The 23,616-nt window shown below is 72.9% G+C and carries 18 protein-coding genes; 7 read left to right on the top strand and 11 right to left on the bottom strand.

Annotated elements, in window-relative coordinates; genetic code table 11:
* Positions 1-9: 9 nt before the first annotated feature.
* From RM779_RS08245 to RM779_RS08210, 8 genes are all read right to left on the bottom strand, one after another.
* Positions 10-798 (bottom strand): phytanoyl-CoA dioxygenase family protein, encoded by a 789-nt coding sequence (locus tag RM779_RS08245; protein WP_311617016.1) that lies wholly within the window; start codon positions 796-798, stop codon positions 10-12.
* A gap of 71 nt (positions 799-869) precedes the next feature.
* Positions 870-1,781, bottom strand: a complete 912-nt coding sequence (locus tag RM779_RS08240) for an NAD(P)-dependent oxidoreductase (protein ID WP_311617015.1) — start codon at positions 1,779-1,781, stop codon at positions 870-872.
* A gap of 58 nt (positions 1,782-1,839) precedes the next feature.
* Complete coding sequence (locus RM779_RS08235) at positions 1,840-4,959, bottom strand: ThuA domain-containing protein (RefSeq protein WP_311617014.1); 3,120 nt, start codon at positions 4,957-4,959, stop codon at positions 1,840-1,842.
* An 81-nt stretch (positions 4,960-5,040) separates the two neighbouring features.
* A complete protein-coding gene (locus tag RM779_RS08230) occupies positions 5,041-5,910 on the bottom strand; it encodes a sugar phosphate isomerase/epimerase family protein (protein WP_311617013.1) in 870 nt (289 codons plus the stop codon).
* Positions 5,907-7,106, bottom strand: a complete 1,200-nt coding sequence (locus RM779_RS08225) for a substrate-binding domain-containing protein (RefSeq protein WP_311617012.1) — start codon at positions 7,104-7,106, stop codon at positions 5,907-5,909. Before RM779_RS08225 ends, RM779_RS08230 begins: the two co-directional genes overlap by 4 nt.
* A complete protein-coding gene (locus RM779_RS08220) occupies positions 7,103-8,125 on the bottom strand; it encodes an ABC transporter permease (RefSeq protein ID WP_077062744.1) in 1,023 nt (340 codons plus the stop codon). The genes RM779_RS08225 and RM779_RS08220 overlap by 4 nt, the downstream gene beginning before the upstream one ends.
* Positions 8,122-9,156: an ABC transporter permease gene (locus RM779_RS08215; RefSeq protein WP_394813249.1), complete on the bottom strand. Its 1,035-nt coding sequence runs from the start codon at positions 9,154-9,156 to the stop codon at positions 8,122-8,124. Before RM779_RS08215 ends, RM779_RS08220 begins: the two co-directional genes overlap by 4 nt.
* Positions 9,153-10,649: a sugar ABC transporter ATP-binding protein gene (locus RM779_RS08210; protein ID WP_311617011.1), complete on the bottom strand. Its 1,497-nt coding sequence runs from the start codon at positions 10,647-10,649 to the stop codon at positions 9,153-9,155. Before RM779_RS08210 ends, RM779_RS08215 begins: the two co-directional genes overlap by 4 nt.
* A gap of 136 nt (positions 10,650-10,785) precedes the next feature.
* On the opposite strand from RM779_RS08210, the gene RM779_RS08205 reads away from it, so the two are divergent.
* The 5 genes from RM779_RS08205 (at position 10,786) to RM779_RS08185 (ending at position 16,139) form a co-directional block, all read left to right on the top strand.
* The gene (locus tag RM779_RS08205; RefSeq protein ID WP_311617010.1) at positions 10,786-11,988 is read left to right on the top strand and encodes an ROK family transcriptional regulator; all 1,203 of its coding nucleotides are present in this window, start codon (positions 10,786-10,788) and stop codon (positions 11,986-11,988) included.
* Between the two features lie 65 nt (positions 11,989-12,053).
* The gene (locus RM779_RS08200) at positions 12,054-12,392 is read left to right on the top strand and encodes an ArsR/SmtB family transcription factor (protein WP_311617009.1); all 339 of its coding nucleotides are present in this window, start codon (positions 12,054-12,056) and stop codon (positions 12,390-12,392) included.
* A 27-nt stretch (positions 12,393-12,419) separates the two neighbouring features.
* On the top strand, positions 12,420-13,058 hold the full coding sequence (locus RM779_RS08195) for an SRPBCC family protein (RefSeq protein ID WP_311617008.1): 639 nt from the start codon (positions 12,420-12,422) through the stop codon (positions 13,056-13,058).
* A gap of 104 nt (positions 13,059-13,162) precedes the next feature.
* Entirely contained in the window at positions 13,163-14,335 is a 1,173-nt protein-coding gene (locus RM779_RS08190) for a hypothetical protein (RefSeq protein ID WP_311617007.1), read from the top strand.
* A gap of 499 nt (positions 14,336-14,834) precedes the next feature.
* Complete coding sequence (locus RM779_RS08185) at positions 14,835-16,139, top strand: YeeE/YedE family protein (RefSeq protein ID WP_394813248.1); 1,305 nt, start codon at positions 14,835-14,837, stop codon at positions 16,137-16,139.
* A 285-nt stretch (positions 16,140-16,424) separates the two neighbouring features.
* On the opposite strand, the gene RM779_RS08180 is transcribed toward RM779_RS08185, so the two are convergent.
* Both RM779_RS08180 and RM779_RS08175 read right to left on the bottom strand, forming a co-directional pair.
* The gene (locus RM779_RS08180) at positions 16,425-16,574 is read right to left on the bottom strand and encodes a hypothetical protein (protein ID WP_311617006.1); all 150 of its coding nucleotides are present in this window, start codon (positions 16,572-16,574) and stop codon (positions 16,425-16,427) included.
* A 297-nt stretch (positions 16,575-16,871) separates the two neighbouring features.
* Complete coding sequence (locus RM779_RS08175; RefSeq protein WP_311617005.1) at positions 16,872-17,861, bottom strand: alpha/beta fold hydrolase; 990 nt, start codon at positions 17,859-17,861, stop codon at positions 16,872-16,874.
* A gap of 251 nt (positions 17,862-18,112) precedes the next feature.
* On the opposite strand from RM779_RS08175, the gene RM779_RS08170 reads away from it, so the two are divergent.
* Positions 18,113-19,015, top strand: coding sequence for an ABC transporter substrate-binding protein (locus RM779_RS08170; RefSeq protein ID WP_311617004.1), 903 nt, complete (start codon positions 18,113-18,115; stop codon positions 19,013-19,015).
* 84 nt (positions 19,016-19,099) lie between these two features.
* Here the strand turns inward: RM779_RS08170 and RM779_RS08165 are convergent, their stop codons facing one another.
* A complete protein-coding gene (locus tag RM779_RS08165) occupies positions 19,100-19,879 on the bottom strand; it encodes an AfsR/SARP family transcriptional regulator (protein WP_311617003.1) in 780 nt (259 codons plus the stop codon).
* Between the two features lie 184 nt (positions 19,880-20,063).
* Between RM779_RS08165 and RM779_RS08160 the strand changes: the two genes are divergently transcribed.
* On the top strand, positions 20,064-23,616 hold a 3,553-nt coding region (locus tag RM779_RS08160), incomplete at its 3' end, for a beta-ketoacyl synthase N-terminal-like domain-containing protein (protein ID WP_311617002.1).

Here is a 23,616-nt window from a genome sequence, read left to right as displayed (position 1 = left end):
CGCCGCGGCTCACAGGCCGCGCAGGACGGCGGCCTCGACGGGCGAGTACGCGCCGTCCGCCCGTTCCAGCGTCAGCGGCGCGACCGGGTCGAGCGGCGGCTGCGCCAGGAACCTGGGCGCGGTGCCGCGGTGCGGCTGCGCGGCGTGGATGAGGAACGGGTGGCACAGGAAGACATCCCCTGCCCGGCCGGTGGCCTCCACCATCGGACGGCCGGGGGCGTCGAGCCGCCCCGCCGCGTCCATCTCGCGGCACAGCTCGAACATGTCCTTGCCCTCCTCGCCCGCCGGGGCCAGGAACGAGGGAACGTCGAGGTGGGAGCCCACCTTGATCCGGGTCGGCGCGTCGTCGGGGCCCACGTCGGAGAAGAGGAAGAGCATCAGCAGCGCCCGTCCCCGCGAGCGCAGGTTCAGCCGGGGGCTCGTGCCGTCGGGGCCGCCGCCGAAGCTCGCGTCCAGGTGCCAGCCCGCGTCGCCCGGATCGTCCGGATGCGGGAACCGGATGGGGAACGTGCCGAGGCCCGGCCGCGGCAGCCAGCGGCCCGCGCCCACCAGCTGGTCGAACGCCCCGTGCAGCCGCGGCGTGTTGGCGGCCTTCCTGAAAGGCTCGGCGGCCGAGCCCGTGATCCGCACGACCGGCTCGGTCCACGTCCCCCGGTCGTCGGGCGAGAGCCCCGTCAGCCGCCAGAGCTCGGCCCGCCCGGCGTCGGCCACGTCGCGGGGGAAGGCTTCCCGGATCGGAACGAAGCCCTCGGCGACGAAGCGTTCGACATCTTCCGGTGAGAGTGGTGCTGAGGTCATGGCAGTCATTGAAGGCAGGGGGCGACCGCCCCGCAAAGGCTTTTCGCCGGCCGCCGTCGCCCCCTTCCCTCTCAGGCGGCCGTGTCGGAGGCGGCCGTGTCGGCCAGCCGCGAGAAGCCGTCCCCGCCGTGCCCCGCGTCGATGGCCCGCCGCGCCATCGCCTCGGCGGCGGCGATCAGCCCCACGTCCAGGCCCCTGGCCTCCGTCACGTGCCGCACATGCGCCATCCCGGCCGCGGCCGAGGTGATGTCGGAGTCCTCGGCCGGGTGCCGCCCGGCGTCGACGCGCCCCGCGAACTCCTCGATGATGTCCGGCAGCAGGCCGAGCACGCCGCGGGCGAACGGGGCCAGGTCCGTGGCGCTGATGTGCTCCGCGCGGGCCAGGGCCAGGCCGTGCATCGCCCCGCTCATCGCCGTCCAGAACATGTCCAGCAGCGCCACGTCGTACGAAGCGGCCCGGCCCGGATCGTCTCCGCCGAGATGGGTCGCCGTGCCGCCCAGGCCCGCCAGCACCGGGCGGGCCGCCGCGTACACCGCCTCGTCGCCGCTGTAGAGGATCACCGCGGACGGCTCGCCGATGGTGCCGGGCGGGCTCATGATCGCCCCGTCGAGATAGCCGATGCCGCGGTCCGCCGCCCACGCCGCGGTCCGCCGCGCCCGGTCGGGCGCGTCCGCGGTCAGGTTGACCAGCGTCCGCCCGGCCAGGGCGGTGCCGATGGGCTCCAGCACGGCGTGCACCGCGTCGTAGTCGAGCACGCAGATGACGATCAGCCGCGCGGCGCGCGCCGCCTCGGCCGCCGAGGCGGCCCGCAGCGCCCCCCGGGCGACCAGTTCGTCGTCCTTCCCCGCCGTCCTGTTCCACACCGTGGTGGGATGGCCGGCCGCGAGGAACGCCCCGGCCAGCGCGCGGCCCATGGGTCCCAGGCCGAGCACGGTGACCGGGGCGTGGCCCTCTTGCTCCGTCGTCGAGTGGATAGTCGTCATGCCCGGGACGCTAGACCCTCTCACCGGTGAGAGGGTCAAGCGCCGCCGCGGCGGCCGGTCAGTCCGCGCCGAACAGGACGGAGTCCACGTCGAAAGCGTTGTTCTGCGCCGACCTGAACACCAGGTGCAGCTTGTGGGTGCCGGCCGACTCGGCCACGGGCACCGGGGGCGTGGACTGGTAGACATCCCAGTCCCCGGTGTTCGGCACGTCCGTGGTGGCGAGCAGCTCGCCGTCCGGTGCCCCGGCGCGCAACTCGATGGTGCCGCCGCCGAACGGGGACGACACCCGGTAGCTCACCGTCGCGGTGCCCTCGACGCTCGTCGGCTCGAAGGCGATCCAGTCGCCGTCGCTGATGTCGCCGATGCGCTCGCCGTTCTCCGCGTCCTGCTGGGCGACGATGCGCGTGCCCGACTGGTCGTGGTGGTACTCGGCCTGCTTGTGCCGCGGCTGGAGGACCGCACGGCCGTAGCCGGTCAGCGCGCCGGTGCCCTCGGCGCCCTCGTCGGTGTAGCTGGCGTTCAGCACGTACCACAGGTCGGCGCCCTCCGGATGGCCGCCGAGGTCGCCGGTGTCGACCGTTCCCTCGCAGCCGGTGAGGTCGGTGGTCGGGTGCTCGTGGTCGTCGTGGCCCAGTGCCGGGTTCACGATGACGCGGGAGCAGTCGATCTCGCCGTCCTCCGGATCGGTGACGGTCACCCGGTAGGGCACCTGGTCACCGAACTCGATGAACCGCCCGTCGACCGGCAGGTCGAGCTCCACGGTCGGGGCGGTGTTCCCCACGGTGATCGGGACGCTCGCGTAGCCCTCGTTGCCCTCGGGATCGGTGACCCGCAGCTGGGCGGTGAACTCGCCGACGTCCTGGTAGGTGTGGGACACCTCGGGCTCCTCGGCGTCGAACGTGCCGTCGCCGTCGAAGTCCCAGGCGTAGGTCAGCTCACCGCCGTCCGGGTCGGACGTGCCCTCGCTTGAGAAGTCCACGGTCAGCGGGGCGGGCCCGCTGGTGGCCGAGGCCGTGGCCATGGCCACGGGCGCTCTGCCGGTGACGGTGTGGTCGATCCGGTAGAGGCCCGAATCGTTGTTCCCGCCGCCGAACTCGCTGCCCCACTCCAGGACGTACAGGGAGCCGTCGGGGCCGAAGGTCATGTCCATCGGCTTCACGAACTCCTGGGTGGACAGGAAGTCGTTGATCTTCAGCACGCCGCCATCGGAGTCGGGGCGGATCTCCTTGATGTAGTTGCGGGACCACTCGTAGAGGAAGTGGGCGCCGTCGAAGTACTCGGGGAACTTGGTGGGGGAGGGGTTGTCCGGGTCGTATCGGTAGACCGGGCCGCTCATGGGGGCGGAGCCGCCCTCGCCCATCTCGGGGAACTGCTCGGACACGCCGTAGCCGTACCAGATCTCCGGCAGCTGGAGCGGCGGCAGCTCGGTCAGGCCGGTGTTGTTGGGGGAGGGGTTGACCGGGTTGGCGCAGTCGAACTTCTCGCCGACCTCGCCGGTGTCCGGGTTGTACGGTGCGTACGCCTGGTTGTCACCGTGGCAGAAGGGCCAGCCGAAGTTCCCCGGCTCGGTGATCACGTTGTACTCCACGAGCCCTTCGGGGCCACGTTCGGTCGTGGGCAGGCCCCGGTCGGGCCCGTAGTCGCTCACGTGGAGGTCGCCCGTCTCCTGGTCGACCGTGAACCGGAACGGGTTGCGGAAGCCCATCGCGTAGATCTCGGGCAGCGTGGCCTCGGTGCCCTCCGCGAAGAGGTTCCCCTCGGGGATGGTGTAGCCGCCGTCATCGGTGGGCTGGATACGCAGGATCTTGCCCCGCAGGTCGTTGGTGTTTCCCGCGGTCCTGGCCGCGTCCAGCATCTCCTGCCCCTCGCGCCAGTCCAGCGGCGCGTAACCCTGCCAGTCGGGCGACAGGTTGGGCGGAACGTCGTCCCCGGTGCTCAGGTACAGCGTTCCGTCGGGGCCGAAGTCGAGGCTGCCGCCGGTGTGGCCCGGCTCGGGATAGGTACGGTCCCGGTACGCCGGCACTTCGAGCAGCGTCTGCTCCGAGGCGAGGTCGAGGGAGTCGCCCTCGACGGTGAAGCGTGACAGCCGGTTGACGTCCTCCTCGCTCTCCGCGGGCGAGTAGTACAGGTAGATCCACTGGTTCTCGGCGAATCCCGGATCGAGGGCGAGGCCGACGAGGCCGTCCTCACCTCCGGTGTACACATCGAGCGTGCCCGCGGGGGCCGCCGAGTGCGTCTCCGGGTCGAAGATCCGCACCTCGCCGCCGCGCTGGGCGTAGAAGACGCGGCCGTCGTCCGCGACGTCAAGCTCCATCGGGTCGGAGGTGTTGTCGTCGAGCGTGACCTTGGCGTAGTTGTTCCACACCGTGCCGCCGCAGTCGCCAGGCGCCGCGCCCGCCGCCCACTGGACGCCGCCCACGACGTGGTCGCGGAAGTGCTCCTCGTCGTAGGAGGCCGCGTCGTGGCCCATCGCGGTCGCCCAGACGCTGCCGCCCTCGGCCTCGCGGCACCACGAGATCGGGTGGTCGGGGCCCATCGCGTCGCCGCCCGGGTCGTAGGTGGACTCGTCGGCCGTGACCAGCACGTGCACGTCACCGCGCGGGTTGACGTCGAAGTTGTACCACTCCTCCGGGCGTTCCCAGCGCTCGGGAAGCGTTGCCGTGGAGGGGTGGACCCGGTCGGCGACGTGCGCAGTGCCGTCCAGGACGCCGGGGGAGTGGGTCGGCATGTGCGCGCCGCCGTTGATGAGGTCGTCCCACCACGGGAACTCCTCCTCGATGCCCATGTCCAGCGTGTTGTGGATCGCCGCGATGCCGCCGCCGTTGTTGACGTACGTCTGGACGGCGGCCCGCTGGGCGTCGGTCTCCCAGACCATGCCCGAGTTCTGGAGCATGATCACCACGTCGAAGCCGGCGAGGTCGGCGTCGTTGAACACGGCGGCGTCGTCGCTCTGCACCACCTCGAAGTTGTTCTCGGCCGCCTCCTCCTCGATCATCTCGATGCCGGCCGGTATGGAGTCGTGAACGTAGCCGACGGCCTTGGTGAACAGCAGGGCGCGGAACTCCGCGGCCTGCTCCTCGGCCGCCGCCGCGGCCGGCAGCGCGCCGGCCGCGAGCAGGGGGGCGACGGCGAGGGCGAGCGCGGCTCTCGCTCGTCTGCCGGGGGTGCGTTTCCTCATGGGGGTCCTCTCCGTGGGGGTGAGGCACCGGCGCGGCATGTCCCGAGTGGGCCGGGCCGGCGAGATCAGAGGGCGGCGAGATCAGAGGGCGGCGAACGTACGGCGCAGGAACGCGAGGCCGTCCACCGCGATGGCGTCCTGGTCCTCGGCCAGGGGCCGCCACACGGAAGCGGCGACCGCGATGCTGTCGTTGTGCGCGGTGAACGACTCGATGCAGACCGCCCCGCGGTAGCCGCTGTCGCGCAGCGCGCGCAGGAAGCCCGGCCAGTCGAGGTGGTCCGCGCCGGGCGCGCCCCGGTCGTTGGCGCAGACCTGGACGTGCACGATGCGCCCGGCCGCCCGCCGCACCGCGATGTCGAGACCGCGCTCCTCGATGTTCTGGTGGTAGGTGTCGAGGGCAAGACCGATGACGTCCTCGGGCAGCCCCTGAAGGGCCGTCAGGGTCTGGTCCACGGTGTTCAGCAGGCTCGTCTCGTACCGGTTCAGCGGCTCGACGGCGATCCGCACCCCCGCCTCGCGGGCGTGCGCCACCACCGGCGTCAGAGCGTCCCGCAACTCGGCGTACGCGGCGGTGCGTTCGGCCGCCGTCAGCCGCCAGGTGCGGCCGACCGCCGCGTACACCGGGCCCGCGACGACGCCCGCGCCGGTCTCCCGCGCCGCGTCCACGCACGCCCGCAGGTAGTCCGTGGTCGCGCGCACCGTCCTCGGGGCGGCGGCCACCAGATCCCGGCCCGGCGGCATGACCGCCACGACGGCCGCCGGGCGCAGCCCGTGGTCCGCGAGCAGCGCGGCCACGGAACGCGGCGACCAGTCACCCGGCTCCTCAAGCGGCAGTTCGACCGCGTCGAAGCCCCAGCGCGCCAGCCGCGGCACGGTGCGCGCCAGCGCCTCCTCGGTGACCGGCGAGTGCCAGATCCACGGATTGGCCCCGATGGGCAGCGCGCCGCTCACTCGCCGCCCCAGTCCTGCGGATACCCCGGCATGCCCTCGCAGCCGCACATGGCGTAGTGCAGCGGCGGCATGTCCTCGCTGAGGTAATCCGCCAGCGTGTCCTGCGTGATGGTGGGCTGCGGCAGCCGCCACTCCACCGGCACCTCCTCGCCCGCCAGGACCCGCAGGGCCGCGATCACCGGGGTGCGCCACTGGAACGTCGGGTAGGTCGGGGCGACGGCCGTCAGGTCCCGTTCGTCCCACGCCTGGAGGAAGTCCTGCTGGTCCTCCCCGGTGATCGGCGGCACCTCCTCGCCGGCGTCCTCGAATGCCTCGATGGCCGCGACGGACGTCGCCCCCGAGTCCATCCAGACGCCGTCGATGCCGCCGTGCCGCTGGATCGCGTCGGTGACGATCGACTTGGTGACGGCCGGGTCCCCGTCGGTGAACTCCACGTCCGCGACCGTGAGGCCCGCCTCCTCGAAGGCCAGCTCCGCGGCGGACCAGCGGTTCTCCAGGACGTCGACGCCGGGGGAGATGCGCAGCGCCAGGACGTTGCCGCCCTCCGCCACGTTCTCCACGAGGAAGTCAGCCGCCGCGGCCCCGTAGGCGTAGCCGCCGATGGGGTGGATGAACGTGACCGGGCAGTCGGTGTTCACGCCCCGGTCGAAGACGATGACCGGCAGCCTGCCGCACGCCTCCTCGATCGCCGGAGTCAGCGTGGCCGTCGTGTTCGGCGAGACGATCAGGGCGTCGCAGTCCTGGTTGCTCAGCTCCTGGATGTCCGAGATCTGCTTGTCGTCCTGCCCCTCCGCGTCGACCACGGTGAACTCGGTGATCTGCTCGTGCAGCGCCACCTCGGCCTCCATGGTGCGCAGGCCGACCTGCCGCCACGGGTTGAAGACACCCGCGTTCGAGAAGCACAGGTGCACGTCGTCGCCCTCGACCGCGTACTGGCTCGTGTCGGCCATCTCCGGGCGCAGCATCTGCTCCCACGGCCGGTCCTCGGGGCCCTCGGGCGTCTCGCGGGTCAGCGCGATCTGCTGCTCGTACTCCGCCTGCGTGAAGAACTCCGCGTCGCCGCCGCCGTCCTGTGACGGTGAGGCGGAGCCGGCGGGCGCCGAGGGCCCGTCGGACGGGGTGTCGCTCGTACAGGAGGTGAGCAGCGCCGCGGACAGCAGGGCCGCGGCGAGCAGCGGGCCGGTTCTTCTGATCATGAGCGGGGACCTCCGGAGGGTACGGAAGGGGAACGGCGGCGCAGCCGGGACCAGTCGGCGGCGCCGAGGGCGACGGCGGCGATCACGATGACGCCCTGGACCGTGGACTCCAGGGCGCCGGACACGCCCTGGAGGTTGAGCAGCGTGAACAGCGCGGTGAGCGAGAACGCCCCCGCCATCGCGCCGACCACCGAGCCGCGCCCGCCGCCGAGCAGCACGCCGCCCAGCACGACCGCGGTGATGGCCTCGAACTCCATGCCGGTGCCCGCCTGCGCGGAGACGCCGGAGAAGCCGCCGACGAGCACCGCGGCCAGCGCGGCGGCGGCGCCGGACAGGACGAACGCGACGGTGCGGGCGCGGTGTACGCGCACGCCGGCGAGCGCCGCGGTCCGCTCGCTGTCGCCGGTCGCCACCAGCGTGCGCCCGAAGCGGGAACGCATGAGCAGCACCGCCGCGACGCCCACCGCCAGGCACACCAGCACCGCCCACGGCACCCGGCCCAGGACGTCGTCGCGGCCCACCGCCCTGAAGTCGTCCGGCAGATAGCCCTGCGGGGAGCCGCCGGTCCAGAAGAAGACCCCGCCCTCCAGAATCAGCATCATCCCCAGCGTCGTGATGAACGACGGGACGCCGAGTCCCGTGGTGACGAGGCCGTTGACCAGCCCCACGGCCGCGCCCGCGAGCAGCAGCGCGCCGCACACGACCAGCCAGTGCGCCCCGGGGAACTCCGCGTAGATCTCCGCGGCCACCACCACGCCCGCGGTGACCACGGCCCCCACGGACAGGTCGAACTGGCCGCAGACGATGACCAGATACTGTCCGGCGGCCAGCAGCACCAGCGGCGCCGCCCGCCGGATGAACGCCAGGAAGCGGTCCGGCTCGTAGAAACCGGGATCGGTGAACGCGAGTGCCACCAGCAGCGCCCCGAGCAGCGCGTACACGGGCAGACCGGTGCCGAGCAGCGCCAGCAGGCGCGCCCGGCGGGCGGCCCGGGGGACGGCGGAATCGAGAGTGGTCACGCGCTCCTCCTCACCGAACGCCGCCGCCTGGCGTAGAGCGCGACGGCCGCGATGATCACCACGCCGCGCAGCACGTTCTTGAAGAACGGGTCGACGGAGAGCTGGTTGAAGACGCTGTCGAGAACGGCGAGCACCGCGACGCCGCCCAGCGTTCCGACGACCCCGCCGCGCCCGCCCGCCAGCACCGTGCCGCCGAGCACCACGGCGGCGATCGACTCCAGGTCGTAGCGTGCCTCGGTGCCCGCCCACGGCGAGCCCGCGCCGAACCGCGCCGCGAGGAAGAGGGCGGCCACGCCCACGCACAGCGAGCACAGCACGTGCGCGGCCACCACCGTCCGGCCGGTGCGCACCCCGGACAGGCGCGCGGCGTGCGCGTCACCGCCCGTCGCGTACATGTGGTGTCCCAGGCGCGCGCGCCGCAGGATCAGCCACAGCGCCAGGGCCACCGCGGCCAGCAGGAAGACGGACACCGGCACGGGCCCGATCCGGTCGTAGCCGAGGCGCTGGAACGTCACGGGCACCGACCCGGCGGGCCCGCTGTAGTTGTCCTCGATCCAGCCGCGCAGGATGAACGCGACGCCCAGCGTGGCGATGAACGCGTTCACCTTCAGCCCGGTGACGATCAGCCCGTTGGCCAGCCCCACCGCGGCGGAGAGCGCGAGGACGGCGATCACGGCGGTCACGACGTTGCCGTCCTGCCCCGCCATGGTCTCCGCGGCGACCAGCGTGCCGAGACTGGCGAGGTAGGCCACGGACAGGTCGAGGGAGCCGGTGAGGATGACGACGGTCTGGCCGAGCGCGATCAGGCCGAGCGCCACGCAGTTCTGGAGAATGCCGGTGACGTTCCCCTGTGTCATGAACGCGCCGCCGCGCGCGTCGACGATGATCCAGCCCAGCAGCGTCACGCCGAGCGCGGCCAGCCAGATGCCGACGGCCGGGTCGCCGAGCCGGACCGCGGGCCACCGGGAGCGCGCCGGACGCCGGGCCCGCCGCAGGGCGGCGGACGGCGAGCCGGGGCTCTCGGCCGTCACGCGGCACCGCCCGCGTGACCGAGCGCGGTACCGCCGCTGGTGGCCAGGCGCATGATGTCCTCCTCCGAGGCTCCGGCGGGCAGTTCGCCCGCGATGCGGCCGTCGGCCATGACGAGGATGCGGTCGCTCATCCCGATCAGCTCGGGCAGCTCCGAGGAGATCAGCAGCACGGCGAGCCCCTCGCGGGCCAACTCGCGGACGAGCGTGTGGATGGCGGCCTTGGCCCCCACATCGACGCCCCGGGTCGGCTCGTCGAACAGCAGCACGCGCGGCCGGGCCGCGAGCCACTTGGCGATGACGACCTTCTGCTGGTTGCCGCCCGACAGGAAGCGGACCTCCTGGCCCGTGCCGCGCGAGGTCAGCCGCACCCGGTCGAGCAGATCGGCCAGGGCACGCGCGTCCGGCGGGCGCTCCCGCGCCGGCACGGCCCTGGTGACCAGCAGGGCGTTGTCCCGCACGGACTGGCGCAGCGCGAGCCCCTCGGCCTTGCGGTCCTCGCTCACCAGCGCGATGCCGGCCCGGATCGCCTGCCGCGGGCGGCGCGGTCGCAGCCGCCTGCCGCCGACGGTCATCTCGCCCGCGGTGAACGGGTCGGCGCCGAACAGGGCGCGGGCCAGGGCGCTGCGTCCCGAGCCCTGGAGCCCGCCGACCCCGAGGATCTCGCCCGCGCGCAGGGACAACGAGATGTCCGCGAGCCTGCCGTTCCCGGCCCGGGAGGCGGTCAGCACCACCTCCGCCACCTCCGCCGCGACCGCCCGCGGCGGGTAGTAGGCGGTCAACTCCCGTCCGACCATGGCCCGGACGATGTCGTCCACGCTGCTGTCCTCGGTGGCGACCGTGGTGACGCGGCGGCCGTCCTTGAGGACGGTGATGCGCCGGGACAGGGTGAACACCTCGCGCAGCCGGTGCGAGATGTAGAGGATGCCGAGGCCGCGGGCGGTGAGGCGGCGCACGAGGTCGCACAGCGCGGCCACCTCGTGCTCCGCGAGCGCGGCCGTGGGCTCGTCCATCACGAGGATGCGGACGTCGGCGGCGAGCGCCTTCGCCACCTCGATGACCTGCTGCCGGGCGACGGAGAGTTCGTGGACGGGCGTTCCCGGGCTGATGCCGACCGCGCCGAGGTCGTCGAGCAGCCGGGCGGTGCGCCGTTCCATCGCCGCCCGGTCGACGAAGCCGAAACGCTTCGGCTCCCGGCCGAGGAAGACGTTTTCTGCCACGGTGCGGTGCGGCAGGAGTGCCAGCTCCTGGTGGATGATGCCGACGCCCGCCGCCTGGGCCTGTGCGGGATGGCTGAAGGAGCGTGCCACGCCGTCGATTTCGATGCGACCGCCGTCGGGCGTGTGCTCGCCGCTGAGCAGCTTCATGAGGGTCGACTTGCCGGCCCCGTTCTCGCCGACGATGGCGTGGACCTCGCCGGGGAGCAGGTCGAGCGTGACGTCGTGGAGAACTCGGTTGCCGAGGAAGCTCTTTGACATGTCCTGCATCGTCAGCATGATGAGCAATGTCGTGGCAGAAGTTTGGCCTGTCAAGGTCTCAAGTAGGGGTAGGAATGGGGAAAAATTCCTTACTTGCGCCTGCTCTCGAAAGTCTTTCTCCTGAGAGTGGCGAAAGTTTCCGCGTGGAGGTGCCATGCCCTCAGTGCCGACGCCGCGCAGCGCCGCGGCGCCAGGTCCCGCTTCGCCGGGCCGGATTCTCGCGCTGATCGCCGAAGGGGCCGCGGAGACGCGCGCCGACGTCGCGCGGGTGACCGGCCTGGCCCGCTCGACGGTGTCGCAGCGCATCGATGCGCTCATCGCCCACGGGCTGGTCGAGGAGGGCGCGCCGGGCGACGCGTCCGGCGCCCGCACGGTACGCAGGCTGCGGCTGCGTTCGGCCGACCACCTGGTGGCCGGGGTCGGGCTCGGTGCCACGCACGGCCGCGTGTCCCTTCTCGACATCGGCGGCCGGGAGTTGGTCAGCCGGGAGAGCGGCATCCGGATCGCGGAGGGGCCGGACGCCGTGCTGGACCGGGTGGCGCGCACCGTCCTCGCGCTGCTGGACGAGGCCGGGCGGCCGCGCACCGCGCTGCGGGCCGTCGGCGTGGGCGTGCCGGGGCCCGTGGAGTTCTCGACGGGGCGGCTGGTCGAGCCGCCCCTGATGCCCGGCTGGCACCAGTACCCCATTCCGCGCTTCTTCGCCGACCGCCTCGGGGTGTGCACCCTCGTCGACAACGACGTGAACATGATGGCCCTGGCCGAACAGCGCCGGGTCTTCCCCCGGGTCGGCCACCTGCTCTTCATCAAGGTGGGCACCGGCATCGGCTGCGGCGTCGTCGCCGACGGGCGCCTGCACCGCGGCGCGCAGGGCACGGCGGGCGACATCGGGCACATCCGGGTCGGCGTGGACGAGACCCCCTGCCGGTGCGGCAACCTCGGCTGCCTGGAGGCCGTGGCGGGCGGTGCGTCGCTCGCCAGGAGACTGAGCGCCCTCGGCCTGCGGGCCGCCTCGGCGACCGACGTCGCCGGCCTGGTCAAGTCGGGGGATCACGCGGCGATCCGGCTGGTGCGCGAGGCGGGGCGTTGCGTGGGGGACGTGCTCGCCGGGCTCGTCAACTTCTTCAACCCGGAGGCCGTCGTGGTCGGCGGTGCCCTCGCGGCCGTTCACGACCAGCTGGTCGCCGGGGTGCGCGAGGCGGTCTACGGCCGCTCGCACCCGCTGGCGACACAGCACCTGATCATCGAGCCGAGCCGGACATCGCGCAGCGCCGCCGCGCTGGGGGCCGGACTGCTGGCCACCGGCCATGTGCTGTCGCCCGCCCGCGTGGACACCGCACTGGCCGGTGCCGTCCCCTGAGGCCGGTCCGCGGGGCACGTTCGCCCATGATTAAGATTTGCCTTATATAAGGAAGGTCTATTACTTTGGCTGCCGTGCACGCGCTCGACGTCCTCGGGGACCCCGTCCGGCGCCGGATACTCGAGCTGCTCGCCGAGGGCGAGCAGCCGGCCGGTGCCGTCACCTCCGTCATCCGGGACGAGTTCGGCATCTCCCAGCCGGCCGTTTCCCAGCACCTGCGGGTGCTGCGCGAATCGGGGTTCACCACCGTCAGGCCGCAGGGCACCCGCCGCCTCTACGCGGTGGCCCCCGCCCGCTTCGAGGAGGCGGACGCGTGGCTCGCCCACTTCAGGAGGTTCTGGAACCAGCGGCTGGACGCGCTCGAAACCGAGCTGGCCCGTGAGAGGCACCGCAAGAAACCGTAAGAAACCGTGAGAAGAGGAAATCCGCACATGAGTGACTTCATCGACCACGTCCACGCCGTCCACCGCGAGGTCGGCCGCCGGGCCATCCCCGCGGGGGACGGTGTGACGGTCCTGCTCCGGCGCCGATTCGACAGCCCGGTGGCGGACGTCTGGGACGCCTGCACCCGGCCGGAGCGGCTGGCCCGCTGGGTCGCGCCGGTGAGCGGGGACCTGCGCGTCGGCGGCTCCTACCAGCTGGAGGGGAACGCCAGGGGCGAGGTGCTGCACTGCGAGCCGCCGCGCCTGATCCGGGTCAGCTGGGTCTACGGCGAGGACGTGACCGAGCGGGACATCTCCGAGGTGACCGTGCGGCTCACCCCCGACGGCGACGACGCCACCGTGTTCGAGCTGGAGCACGCCGCCGTGGACGACCCGGAGTTCTTCGACCGGTACGGTCCCGGCGCCACCGGCGTGGGCTGGGACGGGGCGCTGCTCGGCCTCGCCTTCCACCTCGCGGGCACGGATCTCGCCGACCGGGACACCCTGCACACGACCGAGGCGGGCCGGGCGTTCGTCGTGCGGACCAGCAGGGAGTGGGGCGCCGCCCACCGGGCGGCGGGCGCCTCGGCCGAGGACGCCGACCGGGCCGCGGCCGCCACCGCGGCCTTCTTCGCCCCGGAGAGCTGAGCCCCCCGCGCGGGGCGGGTAATTCCGCGGCGCGCGGAATTACCCGGACGACGCTACGGTGATCGAGGAGGAGTTCCGGGCCGGGCGGAGAAAGAGGCGGAGCGATGAATGATTTCGTGATCAATTCGACTACGGCCGGAATTCAGCGGGACCCCGCCGTGGCCGCGCTCGGCACCGGCCACTATTTCGTCGTGTGGAGCGACAGCAGCGACGCGAGCATCAAGGGCAGGCTCTACCTGACGAACGGGCAGCCGGCCACCGAGGAGTTCGTCGTCAGCGAGCCGGCCCCCGCCCCGCCCGATGTCCTGCGGGAGCGGCCCGCCATCGCGGCAACCCCGCTGTCCGGCGCGTTCGTCACCTGGGTCGAGTCCCCAGCGACCGTTCCCGGGCCCCGCCCGCACATCAAGATGCGCCGCTACGGGACCGACGGACGCCCGATCGGCGACGCGACGCAGGTCAGCACGACCGACGCGGACCCGGGACAGGGCCCGGCCGTCACGCACATGATCGACGCCGGTTTCCTGATCACCTGGGCCGACGCCGCGCCGCGGCGGCGCATCCTGGCCCGGCGCTACGGCTTCGACGGCAGCCCCGAAGGCGCGGAGTTCGCGGTCAGCACCACCGAGGGATTCCACACGACCCCGTTCACCGCCCGGCTGGACGGGAACGTCGTCATCGGCTGGCGCGCCGATCCGCACCTGGTGGCGGGCGGCGCCCTCACCCTGCGCGTGCTCACCTTCGACGGCGCGGCCGTCACGCCGGAGACGACGCCCAACCTGTCCGGCTACGCCGGTGGCGGCGCGGCGGTCACCGCCCTGGACACCGAGCAGTTCGTCCTCGCCCATGTGCGGGTGGCGCCCGACGGCTCGCGCAGCAGCGTGGAGACGAGCGTCTTCGCCAAGGACGGTGCCCTCGCGGAGCCCGGCGTCCCGGCCTGCTCGGGCGCCGACCTCAGCTGCGCCGATCCGGCGCTCGCGCCGCTGACCGACAACCGGTTCCTGGCGGCCTGGGTGCAGAGGTCCGCCGCCACCGGCACCGGGCACACGGTGCTGGCGAAGATCATTTCCACCACCGGGGGTTCGCTCGCCGAGCCGCTCCGGCTCAGCGGCGACGCGCCGGGTGAGCGGTTCGAGGTGGCCGCCGCGACCGTGGCGGGCGCGCCGGAAGGCCCGAGCGCGTTCGTCGTCTGGACCGACCTCTCCGGCGCGGGCGAGGCCGCCACCACCGCCGTCCGCGGCCGGATGCTCCGCATCCAGGGCGAGGGCACGCTCGCGTAGCGCCGGAGGCCCGGCCCGCGACGTCGGTAATGTGGTGCGGGCAGCGGGGGTACGGCGGATATTCACATTCCGGCACGCGCGGGATGGTGCGTCCGGGGAAGCTCCCCGTATCCCGTTCTCCGCGGCTTCTCCTTCTCCGCGGCTTCTCGTTCTCCCCGGCGCAGGCGCCGTGCGAAGCGTGCGAGTTTCCTTGTGCTGAGCCGATGAGGAAATTCCGCCCGCGGAATTCCGGTGCCTGTCCCCGCGGGCCGGGCGTCCGGCCCGCGGACAGGACTCCCGCACCGCGCGGCGGCGGCCTACGATGGCCGACATGTCCGCACCCGCCCGTCATCTGTGCCTCGCGCTGTTCGCGAGCTCGGCGTGGTGTGTCGACGACGGGCTCTGTCGCCGCTGACCCGTGGCCAGGCCCGCCCGCCGGGGCGGAGCCCCGCCCCGCGGCCCGCTCCCGCGGCCCTCCCGTTCCCGACCCCTGATCCACGCACGCCCTTCCGGAGAATCCGTGTCCACGACCTCCACCCCGTCCCCGCCTGCGCCCGCACCGGCCGCGAAGCCGCGGCTGTTCCCCGTGCTCGCGCCATCCCCCACCCGTGTCCCGCGGCCGCCCGCGCCCGAGGCGCCGCCCGTGCGGCGGCTGCCGCTCGCGGTCTCCGGCGTGCTCGCCGCCGCGCTGGTGGCCTACGTCTTCGCCGCCCACGGCGCCAAGCCGGGCGTGCTGCTACTGCTCGGACTCGGGCTCGGTTTCGCCCTCTTCCACTCGCGGTTCGGCTTCACCTCCGCCTGGCGGCAGCTGATAGCTGTAGGAAACGGCAGCGGGCTGCGGGCCCACGCGCTGCTGCTCGGCACCACCGCCACACTGTTCGCCCTGATCATCGGCACCGGCAGCGGCCTGTTCGGCGCCGTGCCCGCCCCCTCGGCTGGGTCGCTGGGCATCGGCCTGCTGGCGGGCGCGTTCGTCTTCGCCATCGGCATGCAGCTCGGCGGCGCCTGCGCCTCGGGCACCCTGTTCGCCGTCGGCTCCGGCCAGTCCTCGATCGTGCTCACCCTGGGCGGCTTCATCGCCGGGTCGACGCTCGCGGCCTGGCAATTCGACCTGTGGAACGACCTGCCCGCGTTCGACCCCTATGTGCTGTCCGACCACGTCGGCTGGTTCGGCTCCTGGGCCGTGACCATCGTGGCGCTCGCGGGCATCGTCGTGCTCACCCGCGCCGTTCAGCGCCGCCGCACTCCGCCGCCCACCGGCGCCGTCCCCACCAGCAGGGGCGCCGCGTTGCGCGCGGTGCGCGGCTCCTGGCCACTGGCGGCCGGTGCCCTGGTCCTCGCGGTGCTCGGCGCGGGCGTCCTGCTGGTGTCCGGCGGCGCGTGGGGGGTGACCAGCGCGTTCGCGCTCTGGGGCAGCGAAGCGGTGGGCGCGTTCGGCGGCCGGCCGGAGAGCTGGAGCTTCTGGCAGCAGCCGGGGAACGCGGACATGCTCGCCGGGCCCGTGCTGGCCGACAAGAACAGCCTCACCGACATCGGCATCATGATCGGCGCGGCCGTCGCCGCCTCGCTCGGCGGCACGTGGGCGCTGCACCGGGGCATTCCGTGGCGCACCGCCGTCGCGGCCGTGCTCGGCGGCGTGCTCATGGGCATCGGCGCCCGCCTGGCCGGCGGCTGCAACATCGGCGCCTACCTGGCGGGCATCGCCTCCGGCAGCCTGCACGGCTGGGTGTGGGGCGCCTGCGCGCTGGCGGGCACGTGGGCCGGCCTGCGGCTGCGCCCGCTGTTCGGCCTGGCCAACCCCAAGCCGGGAGACGGCGTCTGCTGAGCGGTGCCACGGGCGAACGGGTCGGGCCCGCGCCCACCGCCGCGAACCGCGGGCCGGTGAGGACCTTCGCGGCGCGCGAGGATGGCGTCGTCCTGGTGGGCTGCCGTGGGGGGGCCCCCCCCCCCGCCCCGCCGCCCCCCCACGGCGCGCGGCTCACGTCTCCCCGGCCGCGAGCGCGCCCGGCCGGTGCGCGGCGCGAGGTGGACGTCCTTGCGTCGCGCACCGGGTTGGTCACGAGCGTCGGGTGCGGGCGATCCCGACGTCGTGCGTTCCGGTCAATCCCGGTCAGATGCCGTTCGGCCGCGCCGTCCGCGATCGACCCGGCCGCGTGCGCAGGGCGCCGCGCCCCTCCGCGGGGCGGGGCGCGGCGGCCGCACCCGTGGTGAACGAGCCGCTGGCGCGGGTGAACGAGTCCACGACCAGCAGGTGGAGCACGTACCGGTCGTCGAGGGGAACCCCCGTGCCCCGCCGAACGATGGCGTGGCAGTCACGGCACAACGGTCCGCCCTGCGCGGTCCTGTCCTCACGGCGTCTCCTCCTGGCACGGCGGCGTCGGCCGGTGCGGGCGTCTCATTTGTAGCGCGCGGCGTCGCGAGGGCTCCCGGCGTCCGGTGCTCACCGGCGGCCGGGACCCGTTCCCCGGTCGTCACCAGGCGCCGCCGCGCGCCTCCGGCGGCTCGCCGCGTCGACCGGCGGGCCCGGCGCCTGACCGGGCCCGCGGTGCGACGCCGGTCAGGCGGGCAGCGAGGCGAGCCAGTCGACCAGGAGCCGGTTGACGTCCTCGGCGCGCTCCTGCTGGAGCCAGTGGCCGGCGCCTTCCAGGACGTGCGAGGCGGTCAGGCCGGGCATTGTGGTGGGGAACGCGGCGATCGCGTCGGCCAGCCAGGTGGTGGAGGCGTCGAGCCCGCCGCCGATGAACAGCGAGGGCTGCGTGATCGCCGCCCCTTCCCACTCGGCGAAATCCTCCCAGTCGCGGTCGACGTTCCGGTACCTGTTGAGCGCCCCGGTCATGCCGGTGCGTTCGAACTCACCTGCGTACACGTCGAGATCCCGCTCGCTGAGCCACGCCGGCAGCGGGCCCGCAGGGAAGCGGTCCGACAGCTTCCCGCCCTTCGGCACGAAGTGGAGGTCCGGCTCCTCCGGGCCCGGCATCGTGTCGGCGGACAGGCCGGCGTAGAAGCCCCGCAGCCAGCCCCTGACATCCGGCTCGATCTCGGCCTCCGCGCGGCCCGGCTCCTGGAAGTAGCTGACGTAGAAGTCCTCCGAGCCGCCGCCGATCCGCGCGAACGCCTCGGTGGGCCGCATACCCCCGCGGGGCGCGTAGGGGACGCTCAGCAGGGCGGCGGCGGAGAAGACGTCCGGCCGGAGCAGAGCGGCGTGGGCGGCGATGCCCGCGCCCCAGTCGTGCCCCACGATCACCGCGGAACGTTCGCCGAGGGCCTGGACCACGGCGGCACTGTCGGCCACGAGCTCACGCATTCGGTAGGCGGCCACATCCACGGGCTTGGCGGAGCGCCCGTAGCCGCGCACGTCCAGGGCGACCGCGCGGTATCCGGCCGCGGCGAGCACGGGCAGCTGATGCCGCCACGAGTACCACGACTCGGGAAAGCCGTGCACGAGCAGAACCAGCGGCCCCCGGCCCTGCTCGACCACGTGCGTGCGGCCGGCGGGGGAGGGCACCAGCCGGTGTGTGGGGCCCGCGGCCTGACCTGATGGGGACATCGTTCCTCCTGAAAACGCATCCGGGAACCGGAATGCGGCGTCGGCGAGCACGCCGTACCGCATGTTCAGGATCATGCCGCCGGCCGCGGACCGCACCGGCGCGGTGTTGCCGTTCCGGCAACCCCGCCGTTCGTTGCCTTGTCCGTGACTAGATCAGGTGTGTGAGAGGCAGGGATGTGGTGTCCGCCGCCGTGGCGGCGCGGCGACCCGCATGGGAAGACTCACGGCAAAACGGCAAAGGGGAACACCGCATGTCTGGAGCAACCGGCTGGGAATTCGTGGACGACCGCGGACAACGGGCCACCGCGGAACGCCGCCCGGAACGGATCGTCGCCTACATCCAGGCGGCCGCGGCCCTGTGGGACTTCGGCCTCGGGCCGGCCGGCCACTTCGGCTCCCTCCACGACGACGGCGGGACGCCCGACGCGGCCAAGGCCGGTGACCTGCCCCTGGACCGCATCCGCTATTTCGGGTCCGGCGCACAACTGTCCGCGGACGAAGTCCTGGCCGCCGAGCCCGACCTGCTGGTCACCGTCACCTACGACGGCGAGAACGTCTACGGCCTGCCCCCCGGGACCGTGGACAAGCTGACGGCCGCCGTGCCGACCGTGGCGCTCGGCGTGAGCCCCGGACGCGAACTCGGCGACGTCCTCGAACGGTTCACCGCCCTCGCCCGCTCACTCGGCGCCCCGGACGACGCCGGGCGGCAGCACACGGCACGGCTCGGCCACGCCGTCGAACGGCTCCGCGCCGCCGCCGCGGCCCGCCCCGCCATCCGGGTGCTCGCCCTGTCGGCCGCGGGCCCCGACACCGCCTACCTGGCGCGCCCCGATGCCTGGCCCGACCTCCGCGCCCTCGCCCGGCACGGCGTGCGGCTCGCCGGGCCGCCCGAGGGGCCCGGCGTCAACTGGGCCACCACCGGCTGGCAGGAAGCCGTCGCGCTCGCCCCGGACATCGTCCTCACCGACGTGCGCAGCAACGCCGCCCCGCCCCGGGACCTGGCCGGCAGCGACGCGTGGACCGCCCTGCGCGACACGGCCGCGTTCCTCCCGTGGAACCCCGAAATCCCCGGCAGCGCCCTCGCGCACGCCCGGTTCTTCGACGGAGTCGCCGAAGCACTGGAACGGGCGCCGCAGGACACCGGCGGCCGGTAGCGGGCGCGGCGCCCCCGCCGCCTCGCGGCGCGGCCCGGGGCACCACCCCGACACCGCGCCCCTGGCCGGCGGCGCACCTGCGTCCTAGCGAACGAGCCCGGGGGCGGCCCGGCTGACGTCCGTGGCGCCGCGGAGGATGGAGCCGAACAGCTCCTGGAGTTCGAGGCCGGGGTCGACGCCGTACTCGTCCGCGAGCAGCGTCCTGGTCTGGTGATAGATCCGCAGGGCCTCCGCCCGTCGGCCGGAGCGGTAGAGGGCCTGCATCAGCAGCCAGCTCAGCCGCTCCCGGGTCGGGAACCGCATCCGCAGGGCCGCCACGTCCGCGGCGATGACCGAGGAGTCCCGCCCCAGCGCCAACTCGGCCTCCCATCGGCTCTCCATGGCGAGCAGGCGCAGCTCCTCCAGCCGGGCGGCGGCCTGGGCACCCGCCTCGGAGTCGCGCACCTCCTGGTAGGGGGAGCCGCTCCACAGGGACAGGCACTCCTCCAAGGTGCGGCTCGCGCACCGGTGTTCGCCCTCGTGCAGCAGGCGGCGGCCTTCGCGCAGCAGCCGTTCGAAACGGCAGGCGTCGACCACCTCCGACTCGACGTCCAGCACGTAGCCGGAGGGGTCGCGCCGCAGAATTCTGTTCCGGTACCAGGGTGGGCTGTTGGGCTCCAGCGTGCGCCGGAGGTTGGACACGTAACTCTGGAGGTTCGCCATGGCCGCGCCGGGCGGCTTCCGGGGCCAGACGGTCTCCTTGAGCCGGTCCGGGGCCATGGCCTGGCCGGGGGTCAGCAACAGTGCCGACAGCACGGCCCGTTGACGGGCGGGCCCCAGGTCGACCGGACACTCCCGGGACCAGACCCTCAGCGGACCGAGCACGCTGACATGTAAACCGACAACGAGTGTCACGTATAGCCACCCTCCGATAACGGTATGTAATGGCCGTGAGTGCACGGACCCACGCGGCCCATCGCTGGTGCACCGCTTCGTACGACGATCAAAGCGCAAGTTGGTTGCGACTCCAAGGGGAGGGTGCCCCGATTCGCGCCCATGAGTCACTTACTTGTTCGCATCCGCCGCTGTCCGATCCCGGGCATCCGGAGCCGGCGGCGCACGAGAGCGGACCCGGAAGCATGTTTCGTGCGGCCATGCCCATCCGTGCGGTTTTTCCGGGAGCCTTTGCCAATTCATTGACTTCTTCCCTCCGTGTCACTTCTCCAAGTTGCCTCCAAGATGTCTCCAAGACCCCGCCAAGTCGGCCGTGCTACCGTTCCGGAAGTCGTGCGAGGAGTGCTCGTTGAGTAAATCCGAAAGCATTGCACCCGATGCGCGCAAATTTCCGGGTGGGGTAGTCGCGGTCGTGGGGATGCACTGTCATGCGCCGGAAGTTCCGGCTCCGGAAGGGCTCTGGCGGCTGCTCACCAACGGCGGTCGGCCCGTCCCCGATCGCGTCCCCGCCCCGGCGGACCGTGCCAGGGCGGCCCTGCCGTCGGACGCCGCACGGGCCGCGCTCGACGCTGCCGGGCTGGCTTCCGAGCAGGTCAACGCGCATCGCACAGGTGTTTACCTGCGCGCGGGCGATCCGGAGGTGACGGCCGGCCGGCTGGCCGCCGCACTGGACCTGCACGGCCCCCACCGCACCCTCGACCCCGACCTGACCTCCGCCGTCGCCGCGGTGGAGGCGGCGGCGGAAGGTTTAATGCGCGACGACTGCACAATTGCACTCGCCGATGCCTCGCCTCCCGAAGCGCCACCGGGCAGCGCGTTTTTCGTGCTGCGCCGACTGCCCGACGCGCTGGCGGAAGGGAACCGTATATCGGCGCTACTCCGCAGTAAGGAAACCGGCCTGCATCTGGAATCCGTCGAGCGCGACGGCGTGGTGTTCGTCTTCCCCGGGCAGGGATCGCAGTGGCCCGGCATGGCACTCGAACTGATCGGTTCCTCGCCCGTCTTCCGCGAACAGATGTATGAGTGCGCCAGTGTTCTCGAACCATTTACCGGGTGGCAATTGCTGGACGTCCTCCAGGGCGTTCCCGGCGCTCCGCCGCTGAAGACCGCCGACGTCGTCCAGCCCGCGCTCTTCTCGGTGATGGTGTCGCTGGCGGCGCTCTGGCGCTCCTGCGGCGTGGAGCCGTCCGCCGTGGTGGGCCAGTGCCTCGGCGAGGTGGCCGCGGCCCATGTGGCCGGCGCCCTGACCCTCGCGGACGCCGCCCGGGTGGCAGCCGTGTGGAGCAGGGCTCAGGCCGAACAGGCCGGACACGGCGACCTGCTGTCGGTCGTCGCCACCCGCGGTGAAGTGGAACCCCTGCTCGGCCGGTGGAGCCCGCGCCTCCACATAGCCGGAACCAACGGCCCCCGCTGGGTCCTCGTCGCCGGGGAACGTGCGGCAGCCGACGAACTGCTCGCGGAACTCGCCGAACGTGGCCTCCGCGCAAGGAAACTGAGCAACGGGCTGGCCGCGCACTCACCGAACCTGGCGCTGGACCACGAAAGTCTGCGCAACGGACTCGCAGCCATCACCCCGCGGCCGTCGCGCCTGCCGTTCTACTCCTCAGTCACCGGCGACCGCCTCGCCACCGACGGCCTCGACGCCGCCTACTGGGGCCGCAACATCACCGGCGAAATCCGCTTCGAGAACGCCACCCGCGCACTCGCCGCCCGCGGATACCGCACGTTCGTCGAGGTCAGCCCGCACCCGGTGCTCACCGTCGGCGTCCGGGAAACCCTTGACGACCACGGCATCGAGGACCGGGCCGCCCTCGTCGTCGGGTCCCTGCGCAACGGCCAGGGCGGCCCCGAACGCTTCCTCGCCTCACTGGTGGAGCTGCACGCCCACGACGGCGTCGCCGAACAGCTGCCCGCTCCCGGCCTGCCCGACCGTGAACAGCGCCGCATCCTCCTCGAATTGCTGCACACCCACCTGACGTTCCTCCTCGGCCACGCGGCACCCGCCACCCTCCGCCCCGAACAGCCCTTCCGGGCCCTGGGCATCGACTCGGTGACCGCGGTCGAGCTGCGCAACCGGCTGAACCAGGCCACCGGTTTGAAGCTCCCCGCCACCCTCCTCTACGACCACCCCACGCCCGGCGCCGTGGTCGAACGCCTCAGGTCCGGCCTGCTCGGCCACCACCAGGCCGGCACCGAGACGCCCGAGGAGCCCCCCGCGGCGCCCGACCCCGGCGAACCGCTGGCCATTGTGGGGATGGCCTGCCGTTTCCCGGGGGATGTGCGGTCGCCGGAGGATTTGTGGCGGCTGGTGGCGGGTGGGGTGGATGCGGTGTCGGATTTTCCTGAGGACCGGGGCTGGGATGTGGAGCGTCTGTTCGATCCGGATGCGGGGGTGCCGGGGAAGTCGTATGTGCGGCAGGGGGGTTTCCTGCGGGACGCGGGTGATTTCGACGCGGCGTTCTTCGGGATTTCGCCGCGTGAGGCGTTGGCGATGGACCCGCAGCAGCGGTTGTTGCTGGAGACCGCGTGGGAGGCGTTCGAACGGGCCGGCATCATGCCCGACGCGCTGCGCGGCAGCAGCACCGGCGTGTTCATCGGCGCCATGGCCCAGGACTACGGCCCGCGCATGCACGAGCCGGCCGGCGGCGTCGAAGGGCACGTGCTGACCGGCAGCAGCGTCAGCGTGCTCTCCGGCCGGATCGCCTACACGCTGGGTCTTGAGGGGCCGGCGGTGACGGTGGATACGGCGTGTTCCTCGTCGCTGGTGGCGCTGCACCTGGCCGCGCAGTCGCTACGCAGCGGAGAGTCCTCACTCGTGCTGGCCGGCGGAGTCGCCGTCATGGCCTCACCGGGCATGTTCGTGGAGTTCAGCCGCCAGCGCGGGCTGGCCCCCGACGGCCGGTGCAAGGCGTTCGCCGCCTCGGCGGACGGCACGGCATGGGCGGAGGGGGTGGGGGTGTTGCTGTTGGAGCGTTTGTCGGATGCGCGGCGGAACGGTCGTCGGGTGCTTGCGGTGGTGCGGGGTTCTGCGGTGAATCAGGACGGTGCGTCGAATGGGCTGACCGCGCCGAATGGTGTGGCGCAGCAGCGGGTGATTCGGGCGGCGTTGGCGAATGCGGGTGTTTCGGCGGGTGAGGTGGATGTGGTGGAGGCGCATGGGACGGGGACGTCTTTGGGTGATCCGATTGAGGCGGGGGCGTTGCTGGCGACGTATGGGCAGGGGCGGTCGGTGGGTCGGCCGTTGTGGTTGGGGTCGTTGAAGTCGAATATCGGGCATGCGCAGGCGGCTGCGGGTGTGGGTGGTGTGATCAAGATGGTGATGGCGTTGCGGTATGGGGTGTTGCCGCGGACGTTGCATGTGGATGAGCCGTCGCGGCATGTGGAGTGGGGGTCTGGGTCGGTGGAGTTGTTGCGGGAGGCGCGGGATTGGCGGGGTGGGGGTCGGGTTCGGCGGGCGGGGGTGTCGTCGTTCGGTATTAGTGGGACGAATGCGCATGTGGTGGTGGAGGAGGCGCCGGTTTCTGAGTCGGGTTCTGTTTCTGTTGTGGGTGGTTGGGTGCCGTGGGTGGTGTCGGGTCGTTCGGTGGGGGCGTTGTGGGGTCAGGTGGGGCGGTTGCGTGATGCGGTGGTGGGGTGTGAGGGGTGGGGTGTGGGTGAGGTGGGGTTGG

The sequence above is a fragment of the Streptomyces johnsoniae genome (assembly GCF_031845565.1).
Classification (GTDB): domain Bacteria; phylum Actinomycetota; class Actinomycetes; order Streptomycetales; family Streptomycetaceae; genus Streptomyces; species Streptomyces johnsoniae.
The sequence above is the reverse complement of the archived record's forward strand: the minus strand, read 5'-3'. Positions and strand labels throughout refer to the sequence as shown.

Coding starts and splice junctions, on each gene's coding strand:
- RM779_RS08245 (WP_311617016.1), bottom strand. CDS start 798: ATGACCTCAGCACCACTCTCACCGGAAGATGTCGAACGCTTCGTCGCC.
- RM779_RS08240 (WP_311617015.1), bottom strand. CDS start 1,781: ATGACGACTATCCACTCGACGACGGAGCAAGAGGGCCACGCCCCGGTC.
- RM779_RS08235 (WP_311617014.1), bottom strand. CDS start 4,959: ATGAGGAAACGCACCCCCGGCAGACGAGCGAGAGCCGCGCTCGCCCTC.
- RM779_RS08225 (WP_311617012.1), bottom strand. CDS start 7,106: ATGATCAGAAGAACCGGCCCGCTGCTCGCCGCGGCCCTGCTGTCCGCG.
- RM779_RS08210 (WP_311617011.1), bottom strand. CDS start 10,649: ATGCTGACGATGCAGGACATGTCAAAGAGCTTCCTCGGCAACCGAGTT.
- RM779_RS08205 (WP_311617010.1), top strand. CDS start 10,786: ATGCCCTCAGTGCCGACGCCGCGCAGCGCCGCGGCGCCAGGTCCCGCT.
- RM779_RS08195 (WP_311617008.1), top strand. CDS start 12,420: ATGAGTGACTTCATCGACCACGTCCACGCCGTCCACCGCGAGGTCGGC.
- RM779_RS08190 (WP_311617007.1), top strand. CDS start 13,163: ATGAATGATTTCGTGATCAATTCGACTACGGCCGGAATTCAGCGGGAC.
- RM779_RS08175 (WP_311617005.1), bottom strand. CDS start 17,861: ATGTCCCCATCAGGTCAGGCCGCGGGCCCCACACACCGGCTGGTGCCC.
- RM779_RS08170 (WP_311617004.1), top strand. CDS start 18,113: ATGTCTGGAGCAACCGGCTGGGAATTCGTGGACGACCGCGGACAACGG.